This is a genomic window from Methylacidiphilum infernorum V4 (assembly GCF_000019665.1).
GTDB lineage: Bacteria > Verrucomicrobiota > Verrucomicrobiia > Methylacidiphilales > Methylacidiphilaceae > Methylacidiphilum > Methylacidiphilum infernorum.
The window spans coordinates 2,227,395-2,239,649 of record NC_010794.1; the positions used below are offsets into that span (position 1 = coordinate 2,227,395).

Here is a 12,255-nt window from a genome sequence, read left to right on the forward strand (position 1 = left end):
TTCCTACTCCACAAATTCCACCGTTATTCCCTTATCCACCATTCCCAGGGCTTTTGCTTGAGCAATAAACTCCTCAATAGCTTGCTTGCCTTCCACTCCATAATCCAATGTCCTTGCATTGACATACATCCCCACGAATTCATCAATCAAGGGCCATTCGACTCCTCGACTGTATTTTCGTGCATAAGCCAGGGCTTCTACCCGGTTTTCCAAGGCCCACTCAATGCTTCGCTTCACAAGAGATTGAAGCTCTCTACACTTATCCCTGCCAAGGGACCGTCGCAAGGCATTTCCTCCCAAAGGCAAGGGGAGGCCCGTTTTTTCTCTCCACCACCTGCCTAAGTCTTCGCACAAAACAAGTCCGTGTTTTACGTAGGAAATTTGTCCTTCATGAATAATCAACCCAATATCGGCATATCCTTTTTCCACGGCCAAAAAAACCTGGTCAAAGGGACAAACAAAAAGGTCCAGCTCTTCGGCCCTTTTTCCAAAGTATAAGCATAAGCCAAGCAATGCGCTTGTATGGAGACCCGGGACGGCTATTTTCTTTTGAACCATCTCTTTTTTTTCAAATTTTTGCTTGGCCACCAGCCTTGGTCCATAACCTTCACCCATGCTTGCCCCACAATTCATAAGCAGGTAGCGGTCAGCCACCCTGCAATAGGCATGGATGGACAAAGCGGTTAAATCGAGTTTTTCCTGCAATGCAAGATTGTTCAATGTTTCAATATCGGTGATGGTTTCCTTAAAAACGTAGTTGGCAAGGGGTATTTTTTTTTGGGAAAGGGCATAAAACATAAAGGCATCATCGGCATCGGGAGAATGACCCAGCGTTATCACATCACAGTTCATAGTCGATTTTAGCACTATTCAAACTTGCTTCAACAGATAAAAAGGAGATAAAATGAGACATGGATTTAAAAACGGCCGTATTTTGTAGTGAAAAATTCGCCCAGCATCGTCCCCCCTCGGGTCATCCCGAATCCCCGGCGCGCATCACCCAACTGCTTCCCAAATTAAGAGAAGATTTTCTCCATTCAGTTCTCTGGATAGAACCTACGGCTGCTCCTGAACAGTGGATTCAAAGGGTTCACACCCCCCAGTACATAGAAAGGGTAAGAAAAACCCAGAAGGGTCCCATGGTCTTGCTCGATGGGGGAGATACCTTTGCTTACGGTCCTTCTTACGAAGTTGCCCTCCTTGCCGTGGGAGCAGCATTAAATGCGGTAGATAAAGTGATGTCCAAGGAAATAAAAAATGCTTTCTGTTTTGTCCGTCCTCCTGGACATCATGCTTTGGCTAACGCGGCAATGGGTTTTTGCCTGTTTAACACGGTGGCCATAGCCGCTAGGTACGCCTTGGAAAAACATGGATTGAAAAAGGTTTTTATCCTTGATTGGGATGTCCATCACGGCAATGGAACCCAGGATATTTTTTATGAAGACCCTCAAGTGTTTTATGCCAGTCTCCATCAATTTCCCCATTATCCCGGCACGGGGAAATCAACCGAAATAGGCAAAAACGAAGGCTTGGGGTACACCCTGAATTTGTGCATGCCCAGGGGAGCATCGGATAGCCACTACGAAAAGGCTTTTGATGAAAAGATTATTCCGGCAATAGAGAGTTTTAAACCTGATATGATCTTGATTTCCGCAGGTTTTGATGCCCACAAGGACGATCCTTTGGGAGAAATTTATCTTACTGAACAGGGTTTTGAAAAGATGACCCGGCTGATCAAGGAGGCGGCGGAACGCCATTGTCAAGGCAGAATGATTTCTGTTTTGGAAGGGGGTTATAACATAGAAAGTCTTTATAAGTCCATTAAAAGCCATCTCCAAGCTCTTCTAGCGGACTAGCTGTTTGAAAGGCTAAATTTTTTAATGAAGCGTTGGAGACAAAAGCGGTAGGGGGAAGACCTTGGCGATCGATTAGGTCCTGCAATTAAGACTTTATGATTTTTCTAGCCCATTTTAGCCTTGATCGAACCCAATCATGACCCATGGTTAGGGATTATCGGGAAACGGTGCGTTGTCTTCATTTTTAATGGTTGAAGAATCCCTTTTAGGATTTTCATCCTTCAGGCTTTCCAGGTAAAGAGCAATGGCCAAGGCATCCTTGTGACTCATCCGGTAAGGAGGCATGGGCAACTTGGAATATCCTCCACCGGGGAGCATCCCCGTCTCCAGGTATTGAACCATGTCGGCCTCTTTCCAACCTTCGGGTAATCCAACAAGGGGACCAGCATAACTTGCCCAGTTGTTGACAGAAAGTTTACTTACCCAGGGTAAAGAGGCTCCTTGAAGCCATTTATCCATGATCAACCCATTTTCATCCCTTGGAGTATGACATTCCGCACAGAGAGCCACGGCTTCGACCAGGTATTTGCCATGTTGAATCATTTCTCCCATCTTGGAATTAGCGTGCCGCCTGGGAGAAGGGGGAGCGGGGGGCAAAGCTTCCTCTTTGGCCAGGGGAAGAATGTCGAGCCCTTCTTCAACGCCCCACGATGAACCGAGCAGAAAAAAACAAAATAATAGAACCGTGTAAAAAAAGTCTTTCACCCGTCGTAGATCAACTCCTTTTTTTGCTTTTCTTGGGTGAAAAAAACAAGTTTTTTTCTTTAAAGATACAAGGAGAACGAAAGAAGACTTTAACGATAAGAAAGACGAAGCCCGATATTATCCGGTTTTAAAACGAGCAGTTCTCCTGAAAGGGATCTCCTTGAAGATTCACTTTTTAAAGCTTGGACAACCGCCGTTGGATCTTCATAGGCGATGGCCATCAGGGTAGAACCTGACCCGCTTAAATAAAACCCCAGGGCTCCAGCCTCCAAGGCAGCCCTCTTTAGCTCTGCCCAATAGGGAATGGAAGCCAGCCTATAGGGTTCATGAAAATAATCTACAAATAATCCAGCAAGATCCTTGTACCTTTTTTCGAAAAAGCATACCGCTATCATCGAGGCTCTTTGGAGATTTTGGACCGCTTCCTTTAACTTGATTTCAGGAGGTAAAATTTTCCGGGACAGCTCGGTAGATATTTCTACTTGGGGTACAAAAGCGACGAAAAAAAGCTTGGAGTCTATCCTGGTTCGCAAAACTTTTTTAGGTCCACAAAGAATAAAACCCCCGAGAAATGCGGGTGTGACGTTATCGGGATGGCCCTCAAGCTCAATAGCACACTCAAGCATCTCTTCTTTGCTGAGCGGAAAGCCAGCCAAGGCATTCAAACCGGCAAGAAATCCCAACCGAACCGTGGCACTGCTTCCTAGCCCACGGGCTTGAGGAATCTGGGAATGCAGGGACCATTTAAAAAAGGGAAGGGAAGCCCCCGTTTTTTTTTCAAACCCCTTAAGGGTTTCGACAACCATGGCGGGAGAATCAGACCAGGGAGGAGCTTGTTGTTGGGTTCTCTCAAGAACGATCACGTTGTAGAGGCTAAGGGCAGCCCCAAAAGTATCGAAGCCCGGACCAAAGTTCGTCGTGGTTGCGGGAATCTTAACCCAGCACCGGCTTATTTTTTTTTGAGGCGATATCGACATGAGCTGTTATCGAAGGCTTTGAGCCCGAGGGCAGGAGGATTGATAGGACCTCACGGGCCACAACTTCAAGTAGAGGTATCCAAAAATGGCTCCTGCTAAATGGGCGGTATGCGAAGAGCCCGTAGGTATATCAAAAACAACACAAAGGGCTTCAAAAATAACGAACACAAGGACAAGAACTTGAATGATGAGAAAAAAATTAGGATTAAAGATAAACCGGTTTGAATCAATGTCCTGATTAAAAATGATGCTTCTTATCCAAATCTCTTGAAGGCAAAAGGCAAAGGCAAGAAGAAAAGAAAACACAACCCCACTGGCTCCAATCAACCCATGCTCGTGCATAGGGCCTCCAAAAAAATACCATCCTAGTCCTCCGGAAATGGCTCCCCCCAAAAAAAGCAAGGCAAGTCTCAAATGTCCGAGAACTTTTTCCAACTGGTTCCCAAGAAAATAAATGACAATGGCATTGGTAAGCAGATGAGGAGGTTCCACCTCGTCGTGAAGAAAGGCATAAGTGAGGAACTCCCATAGTCGCCCATGGAGAACGCCATCCGTGGTGAGGGCAAAAAATGACCTAAACCACGTTGATCCAAAAACAAATAAAAAAGTAATCTGGATAAAATAAAAAATAAAAAGCAAAGTCGTCAGAGCTTGAGTTACCCAAGGCAATGTTTTTAAAAAATAGAGAGAAGAACTGTCCTTAACCAAAATCATCTTATCTTTTTTCATTTTCCTTTTGAAAACCTACTTTGGATCCTCCGTGAACCTTCTAAAATAAAGAGTTATTTTTTAAGTTGGCCCTTTTTAGGGTAAAAATCAACCCAATTCCTTCCCTGTTTCTGGGATAAAAGGCCTCTCAAACAATATCCATGGAAACATCGATAGCCCGAGCACTATGGGTGAGAAGTCCAAGAGAAATAAAATCGACTCCCAGCCGACTTACCGCTGTTAGTTTTTCTTTATCCACTCTTCCCGACACCTCGACCAAGGTCTTATTCCCTATAATCTCCAGTGCTCTTGCAATCTCCTCTACATCCATATTATCAAGCATGATGATGTCGGGAGACAGCTCGCAAAAAAGGCTGACTTCTTCGAGAGAGGAAGCTTCAATTTCTACCTTAATAAAAGGTTTTTGACATCTAACGCCGCCAAGCTGGCTTTTTATCCACTCAAGCCAACCTGCCCCATGTTTCTTCTTGAGAAGGGCTATGTGGTTATCCTTGATGAGAATATGATCTCCAAGGGAGAACCGGTGGTTTGCCCCTCCTCCGCAAATGACCGCGTATTTCTGGAGCATTCTCAATCCAGGCAGGGTTTTACGGGTATCGAGAATTCTCGTTTTTGTTCCCTTGACGGCTTGAACAAACTGGCTCGTCAAGGTAGACACACCGCAAAGATGGGATAAGAAATTGAGCGCCACCCTCTCCCCCAGGAGTAAGCTTTGGGCCTTTCCGGAGATTTCCATCACGGGAGTATTTTTTCCCACTTCCCGGCCATCCTCCGAAAAAAAGAGGCATTCTACAGAGGGATCAATAAAAGAGAATACCATTTTGACCAAGGGAAGCCCACAGAGGATTGCCTGTTCGCGGACAATAACTTGAGCTTTTGCTTCTGTATCTTGGGAAATCAATAAAGAAGAAGTCAGGTCGGCTAGTGCTATATCCTCTTCTAAACTTTGCTGAATAATTTTCTTAAGAATAAATTCAGGAATAGAATACAGGGGGGAGTTTTTTTTTATTTCCATTGAAACTTCTATCTTATAAAGTTTATTGCATTACCGAACTCATCAATGCACAATACTAGGAATCCCTTCGCTTTTTCTATTTATTAATGGTGGCAATGTTGAAAAAAGCTAGCTTTAAAAAAAGATAAGAATAGCGTGGAGGGAATGAAAAAAAGAATAAAATTTTTTCCTTTTTTGGATAAAATGTATTCAAAATCCCAATAGTATGCTCTTTGGAAAAATAAAATCGATTCCGCTTCCTCAAATCGCCAAAATGATAGAAGAAAAAAGCGGAGTGGTTGAAATAAAAACGCCAAAAAATGAACTTTACAAGCTTCATTTTTCAAATCGGCAGTTCTTGGGAGCTGAAACAGAAAACGGCTGGGTAGAAGATATTTTTACATTGAGAGCCCTCCTCTTAGAGCTTACGGATAAGCAGGAAAGTTCCTTTTTTTTTAAGGAAACAGCCGTCGACAGTCAAAATCGAGCCTTGATGCTGCCCATAGAGCAATTTATCATCGCCTCTCTTCATTCTCTTAGGACCAAGTACCAAAAAACCATTGCCGATTTTTACCCCGATCCTGATACCGTTTTTCTTTCCACCGGCGCCGATCCCAGTTTCCTGGGAAGCGATCTTTTCGCCTTTTGGATAGAAGCTCAACCTTTTTTTTCTCGAGGAACAACCGCAAAAGAACTATTAAAGTACCTCTTTTTTCCTTTAGAAGACATCCTGTTTTATATCTATACACTCCATTTACTCGAAATGATCAGGTTATCGGATAAAAAAAGAGTATTTCAACTCCCCCTGGTAGAACATCCCCTTCTCAATAGTATAGAGAGTAAAACCCCCAACGATAACCTGAGTCCTGCCAACCTCGTAGAAGAAAAGCCTTCTTCATCCCTTGCGGAAAGAACAGAGATCCAGGCGATCCAAGTTTATCAATCTGACCAACAGCAGAAAAAAGGCTTGCTTAAGCGATTGATTTATAGTTTTAAGAACTTCTTTAGGAAAATGTATGAATGAGAACATCATTAAAATTTTTGTGACGGGACCTTCCGGAGCGGGGAAAACGACTTTTATTCGTTCGATAAGCCAATCTGAAGTAATAACCACCGATGTGCCTTGTACGGATTTAAAGGGGAAAAAAGAAACCACGGTAGCCATGGACTACGGCTCTCTCAGCCTGGAGCGGTATTCGATCCATCTTTTTGGTTCGCCCGGGCAAGACCGTTTCGACTTTACCTGGGATATACTCAGGGAAGGGGCGATAGGCATCGTTATGCTCGTAGGAGGGCATGATCCCAGCCAGCTGCCTTCCTTAAAAAAAATCCATGATAAATTTGTGACCGAGTCCTCTATACCCTACATTTTAGGGGTTACTCACCAGGACTTGACAGAAGTATGGACACCGGAAGAAATAGCCCGCTATCTCGATATTGATCCCTTTCTTTGCGTGGGAATCAATGCCTTGGATGAAAACAGTGCAACAGATGTCCTTGTACGCCTTTTCGAACTCATCGAAAAGGGAATGAAAGAATAAAGGGGTTTTCACCTTAAAGGCCGTCACCAACCCAATGAAAAAGATTTGATTCCCGTTTTATCGAGCAAAAAAGGGCAGAAGGGATAAAAAAAGATTTTTTAATTTTTCTTGATCTATGCTTCGAAGAAAATTATGAACTTTAATTCTAAATAGATCTAAATAGAAAACAAGGAGTTAACGAAGATGTCTATTTCCGAGGAATTAAACATGGTTCTGGGAAGTTTAAGAAGTGCTGTTCCCGAGATTAATGCAGCCTTAATAGCAACAACAGATGGACTGCCTGTTGCCCATTCCCTGAGTTCAGGAGATCCTAATCGTCTCTCGGCCATGGCTGCAACAGCTTTGGGACTAGGCAAAAGAATATGTGAAACGTACGGAGGAGGAGAGTTCAGAGAAAATACCGTGTCGGGTTCTGAAGGCCAGATGTTTATCTATTCTGCTGGCGGCAAAGCGGTGCTTGGAGTCATAACAAAAACAGGGGGAAACGTGGGGCTCATCCATCTTGAAGCCAGAGAGGCGGCAAATAAAATTGCGGTGATTCTCAGCAGGGGGATGTAAAGAACATAAAGGTTGTTCATACTTTTTACTTGACTTTTGTATCGTCATCTATAAAAAAAGGGCACCGATGATTTTGGGCTTTATTGCTTCTATTTCCGAGGGGAAAGCCGAGCCGCTCGTTCAGCCGGCGGCGGAGACCCTTTTTTGGATCGGGTTCCTTCCCGTAACCAGTTCCATGATCCAGACTTGGATTGTCATGGGGATACTCTTTTTAATTATACGGCTCGGCACCCTTAGGCTATCCCTTATTCCCGGAGGGCTTCAGAATGCTATTGAAGCAGCCGTGGAGGGCTTAGAAAAACTGACCCGAGGCCTTCTTGAACCCAAGGTAGCCGATTGGGCATTTCCCCTGGTTGCCACCTATTTCATCTTTATCGTTTTTTCCAACATCACGGATCTTCTTCCCGGGGTAGGGAGCATTGGTTACGGAGAAAAAGACCCGAGCCGAGCCCTTCCTTTTGCCATAAAACATACTTCGGTTCCTCTTTTTAGACCTCCCACTTCGGACGCCAATATGACTACGGCCATGGCTTTAATTTTCTTCGTGATGAGTACCTTTTGGGCATTTCGATACCATCATGGGATCAAGGGGGTCTTAAGTCATATTTTTGGTGTTAAAGGGGGATTCAGAGGATGGATAGTTGTCCCTCTTACCGTTCTATTTGCTGCCGTAGGCTTAATGGAAATTATTTCCATATTGATACGCCCTGTCGCCCTGGCGATGCGGTTATATGGCAATATCTATGGGGGGGAAACCGTCTTACACATGATGACGGGGATTTTATGGGGATTGCCGGCAGTACCTTTCTATTTCTTTGAATTTATGGTAGCTATAATCCAGGCATTAATCTTTACGCTACTTTCCATTGTCTTTACCGGGACCCTTTGTTCCCATTTCGGTGAAGAAGTTTCAAAAGAAAGTTAACCAATTTGAAAAAAGATATATAATTTAGGCTTTATAGAGAACATTTTCCTGGAGTTTAAAAAAGATAGGCGAGGGAAAGATCGCAATTAGAACTTATGCATAGAAATGAATCACTTTCTATTTTAGCCGGTATTTTTTCATGAAAGGATGAAAAAATACTCCTTTTATAATTTTCTACTCTTATAATTTAAACACATGATAAACGGTTATCATGTGTAAGGAAAAAATAAACAAAACATAATATCATCTAAATACTAAATAAAAACAGGGAGATTAAAAATGTTGTTCTTAGCTCAAATGGTTTCGGGAAATGTAGCCATTGGTTTGGCTGCTTTAGGTGGTGCCGTTGGTGTAGGGCTTGCAGCTCTTGGAGCTGCAGGAGCAATTGGAAGAAATCCGGGGGCCTTTGGACTTGTATTTACAACAGCATTGCTGGGCATGGCCTTGTCCGAGGGACTAGCCATATTGGTCTTTTTCGTAGTCGGAAAATAACCCAAGGATTTTATGGAAGAGACCTTGCATCAACTGGGGATAGAATGGAACAAGCTCATAGCCCAAATCATCAATTTTGTCATCGTGCTTTGGGTGCTCAACCGTTTTGCTTTCAAGCCGGTTCTCAAAATTTTGGAAGAGAGGAGAAAAAAAATTGCTGAAAGTCTCCAAAATGCGGAAAAGATAAAACAAGAACTGGCTGAAGCCGAAGAAGCCAGAAAAGAAATACTGCGTAAGGCAAACGAGCAAGCCTCATTCATCGTTGCTGAAGCGCAAAAAGTGGCTTCATACCAGGGTGAAAAGAAAATTCAAGAAGCTGTTGAAGAAGCAAAGAGGGTTCTAAAAAAGGCCGAAGAGAGCGCTAAGCTCGAAAGAGAAAAAGCCAAGGAAGAAATGCGCAGGGAAATTTTGAACCTTGTCATCGAAATCACCTCGAAAGTCGTAGGTAAAACGTTGACCTTGGATGACCAGGAAAGGTTGAAAAACGAAGTCCTAAGCAAGCTGCCCCAAAAAGAGGGCCATGAAGCCTATTCCAGAAATTAACTCTATTTTGCTCTGGCCATAAAAACGAGATGAAAATTAGTCGAGAAGCGAAGCGCCAAGCTAAGGTTCTTTTTAAGTACTGTTTAAAAGACGGTTCAGTGGATACAGAAAAACTTAAGGAACTCATAAGCAGGTTATTGGCGGAAAAGCCGAGGCGTTACCTGGAAGTTCTGGAAAGACTTAAACAGCTTGTAGCCCACGAAGTAGCCAAAAAGACATACGTGGTCCAGAGTTCTACGGAGCTTCCCGACCAGGGCAAGTTGGTTTTTGATCAGCTTGAAAAAATCTTCGGTCCAGCCTTAGATAAGAAATACCAGATCTGCCCGGAACTTATTGGGGGCATAAGAATCCAGGTGGGTAGCGATGTCTGGGATGGTTCAATCGCCTACAGGCTCAAAAATATAGAGGCGATTTTAAATAAATAATTTCTTATTGTGGAAGACGGCCGCAAGACTATTGTTTTTGAAGAGGAGAATTAAATATGGACATTAGTTTGCTTCAAGAAATTGAAGAAAAATTATCCGAACTTAAACTCGAAATCGGCAAATCCAATGTAGGAGTCGTCCGGGAAATAGGCGATGGGGTAGTCAAGATCGAAGGTTTAAGCGACGTGGGGATGAACGAAGTGATTGAATTTCCCCAGCGGTTGGATGAATTTGGACAGCCTATACGGGCCCTATGCTTGAATCTCGAAGAAACCGAAGTAGGGGGCGTTGTCCTGGGAAACTATTTAGCCATTCGGGAAGGCGACGAGGTCAGGACAACAGGCAAGCTCCTTCGCGTTCCCGTGGGCAAAGAACTTCTGGGCAGAGTGATCAATCCCTTGGGACAGGCCCTGGATGGAAAAGGTCCCCTATTAACCCAAAAAACCTACCCGGTGGAAAAAATTGCCCCGGGAATCGTCAAACGCAGAAGTGTCAATCAACCCGTGCAAACAGGGATAGTGGCCATAGATGCCATGATTCCTATCGGCAGAGGGCAAAGAGAACTGATTATTGGAGACAGGTCCACGGGAAAAACGACAATCGCCATCGATACGATTATTAACCAGGCCCAGCTCAACAGGGCCCATGAAAAGGATAAAGCTTATAGACCTCTCTACTCGATTTACGTGGCCGTAGGACAGAAAAACGCCAACATTTCTCGAGTCATTGATACCCTTGAAAAATACGGAGCCTTGGCTTACACGGTCGTCGTTGTCGCTGCGGCTTCCGATCCCGTCACCTTGCAGTACTTAGCCCCCTTTGCAGGCACGGCCATAGGAGAGTGGTTCATGGACAACGGCATGGACGCCTTAATCGTTTACGATGATTTATCCAAGCATGCAGCTGCTTACAGGCAAATTTCCCTCGTGTTAAAAAGACCTTCGGGAAGAGAGGCTTACCCTGGAGACATTTTCTATCTCCATTCAAGACTCCTTGAAAGATCGGCTAGACTAAATGAAAAAAGCGGGGGAGGAAGCTTGACGGCTCTGCCGATTATAGAGACCCAGGCCGGAGACGTTTCTGCCTATATCCCCACCAACGTCATCTCTATCACCGATGGACAGATCTATCTAGAAACCGATCTTTTTTACCAAGGGATAAGACCGGCTATTAATGTCGGCTTATCGGTCTCCCGGGTTGGCTCCTCGGCACAGATCAAAGCGGTTAAACAGGTCGCCGGCAAAACCAAGCTGGAACTAGCCCAGTTCAGGGAACTTGCTGCATTTGCCCAGTTTGCCACAGATCTCGATCCTGCTACAAAAGCCAAGCTTGATCGCGGAAGTCGTATCGTTGAAATCTTTAAACAACCCCAGTATTCCCCGGTCCCCGTAGAAATTCAAGTAGCCGTGCTCTGGGCAGTACAAAATGGTTATTTTGATAAAATACCCTTGGAAAAGGTAAAAACCGTTCAAGCGAAACTCGTCGATCACCTGGAAAGCAGAGAGCCGCAAGTTCTTGAATCTATTCGGTCTAAGAAGGCTTTGGATGAGGATTTAATTAAATCCCTGCGTCAAGCTCTAGATAACTTTTTCCAAGGTCTCGTGGAATAAGGAGTTTTGCATCATGGCTACTACCAGGGAAATCCGCAGGCGCATAAGATCCATTAAAAACACCGCCCAAATTACCAAGGCGATGCAAATGGTAGCCGCATCCAAAATGCGCAAAGCCCAACAACGGGCCATAGAAGGCAGGCCTTATCATAGCCTTTTTCAAGAAATAGTCCATAGTCTTATCCCGCAAGCCGGTCAACTCATTCATCCCTTGCTTGAAGCAAGGGCGATCCAAAAAGAAATTGTCTTTGTCATAGGGACGGATAAAGGCTTATGTGGTCCATTGAATACGAATCTTCTCCGTGAAATCTACAAGCATCATAGCCCAAACCATCTTTATGTGAGTATGGGTAAAAAGGTAAGGAATTATCTCTCCGGCTTAAAAGGGAGCAGGGGGGAAAATTTACTTTTGGCCGACTTTGAACTCAAGGATAACCTTACTTTTCGTGAGGCAAAAAGGATCGGCCATTTTCTTATAGAAAAATACCTCCATAAAGAAATCGACGCGATCTCCATCGCCTATTCCCATTTCGTCAATCCTCTCATCCAGAAACCGATTTATCGACGCATTGCCCCTATCAGTAAAGTGGAGCTCGTCAAAAAAGAAAAAGCCGAATCCCCTCCCGCAGAAAGTGTTTTACCCTTTAATTTTGAGCCTTCTGCAGAAGAACTCTTGGAGAGCCTTTTGCCTTTTTACATCCATTGGGAAATTTATCAAGCCATTCTTGATAACCTGGCTTCAGAACATAGTGCAAGAATGGTCGCCATGAAAAGTGCCACAGAAAACGCCAAAAGCTTGCTTCAAGATTTATCCTTGGAATACAATAAAGCCAGGCAAGAATCGATAACCAAAGAAATATTGGAAATATCCACCGCCCAATATGCGATGGGATAAAACGT

General features: G+C 44.1%; 15 protein-coding genes. 10 read left to right on the top strand and 5 right to left on the bottom strand.

Annotated features, from left to right (window positions below; all coding sequences use genetic code 11):
- Positions 1-3 precede the first annotated feature (3 nt).
- Positions 4-852 (bottom strand): MqnA/MqnD/SBP family protein, encoded by an 849-nt coding sequence (locus MINF_RS10540; protein ID WP_048810390.1) that lies wholly within the window; start codon positions 850-852, stop codon positions 4-6.
- Positions 853-911: 59 nt separating this feature from the next.
- Between MINF_RS10540 and MINF_RS10545 the strand changes: the two genes are divergently transcribed.
- Positions 912-1,856 (top strand): histone deacetylase family protein, encoded by a 945-nt coding sequence (locus MINF_RS10545; protein WP_012464740.1) that lies wholly within the window; start codon positions 912-914, stop codon positions 1,854-1,856.
- A gap of 147 nt (positions 1,857-2,003) precedes the next feature.
- Here the strand turns inward: MINF_RS10545 and MINF_RS10550 are convergent, their stop codons facing one another.
- The 4 genes from MINF_RS10550 to nadC all read right to left on the bottom strand — a co-directional run bounded on the left by MINF_RS10550 (position 2,004) and on the right by nadC (position 5,282).
- Positions 2,004-2,561 (bottom strand): cytochrome C, encoded by a 558-nt coding sequence (locus tag MINF_RS10550; RefSeq protein WP_079200456.1) that lies wholly within the window; start codon positions 2,559-2,561, stop codon positions 2,004-2,006.
- Between the two features lie 89 nt (positions 2,562-2,650).
- A complete protein-coding gene (gene thrB / locus MINF_RS10555) occupies positions 2,651-3,538 on the bottom strand; it encodes a homoserine kinase (protein WP_012464744.1) in 888 nt (295 codons plus the stop codon).
- A 6-nt stretch (positions 3,539-3,544) separates the two neighbouring features.
- On the bottom strand, positions 3,545-4,267 hold the full coding sequence (locus MINF_RS10560) for a rhomboid family intramembrane serine protease (protein WP_012464745.1): 723 nt from the start codon (positions 4,265-4,267) through the stop codon (positions 3,545-3,547).
- A 127-nt stretch (positions 4,268-4,394) separates the two neighbouring features.
- The gene (gene nadC, locus MINF_RS10565) at positions 4,395-5,282 is read right to left on the bottom strand and encodes a carboxylating nicotinate-nucleotide diphosphorylase (protein WP_012464746.1); all 888 of its coding nucleotides are present in this window, start codon (positions 5,280-5,282) and stop codon (positions 4,395-4,397) included.
- Positions 5,283-5,487: 205 nt separating this feature from the next.
- Between nadC and MINF_RS10570 the strand changes: the two genes are divergently transcribed.
- The 9 genes from MINF_RS10570 to atpG all read left to right on the top strand — a co-directional run bounded on the left by MINF_RS10570 (position 5,488) and on the right by atpG (position 12,250).
- Positions 5,488-6,285, top strand: a complete 798-nt coding sequence (locus MINF_RS10570; RefSeq protein WP_148205256.1) for a DUF4388 domain-containing protein — start codon at positions 5,488-5,490, stop codon at positions 6,283-6,285.
- A complete protein-coding gene (locus MINF_RS10575; RefSeq protein ID WP_012464749.1) occupies positions 6,278-6,802 on the top strand; it encodes a GTP-binding protein in 525 nt (174 codons plus the stop codon). Before MINF_RS10570 ends, MINF_RS10575 begins: the two co-directional genes overlap by 8 nt.
- Positions 6,803-6,985: 183 nt before the next feature.
- Entirely contained in the window at positions 6,986-7,360 is a 375-nt protein-coding gene (locus MINF_RS10580; protein ID WP_012464750.1) for a roadblock/LC7 domain-containing protein, read from the top strand.
- A gap of 67 nt (positions 7,361-7,427) precedes the next feature.
- On the top strand, positions 7,428-8,285 hold the full coding sequence (gene atpB, locus MINF_RS10585) for a F0F1 ATP synthase subunit A (protein WP_012464751.1): 858 nt from the start codon (positions 7,428-7,430) through the stop codon (positions 8,283-8,285).
- A 279-nt stretch (positions 8,286-8,564) separates the two neighbouring features.
- Positions 8,565-8,777, top strand: a complete 213-nt coding sequence (locus tag MINF_RS10590; RefSeq protein WP_012464752.1) for an ATPase — start codon at positions 8,565-8,567, stop codon at positions 8,775-8,777.
- A gap of 12 nt (positions 8,778-8,789) precedes the next feature.
- Entirely contained in the window at positions 8,790-9,320 is a 531-nt protein-coding gene (gene atpF, locus MINF_RS10595) for a F0F1 ATP synthase subunit B (protein ID WP_048810391.1), read from the top strand.
- Positions 9,321-9,349: 29 nt separating this feature from the next.
- Complete coding sequence (locus MINF_RS10600; RefSeq protein ID WP_012464754.1) at positions 9,350-9,745, top strand: F0F1 ATP synthase subunit delta; 396 nt, start codon at positions 9,350-9,352, stop codon at positions 9,743-9,745.
- Between the two features lie 56 nt (positions 9,746-9,801).
- A complete protein-coding gene (atpA, locus tag MINF_RS10605; RefSeq protein WP_012464755.1) occupies positions 9,802-11,355 on the top strand; it encodes a F0F1 ATP synthase subunit alpha in 1,554 nt (517 codons plus the stop codon).
- 13 nt (positions 11,356-11,368) lie between these two features.
- Entirely contained in the window at positions 11,369-12,250 is an 882-nt protein-coding gene (gene atpG, locus MINF_RS10610; RefSeq protein ID WP_012464756.1) for an ATP synthase F1 subunit gamma, read from the top strand.
- Positions 12,251-12,255: the final 5 nt, after the last annotated feature.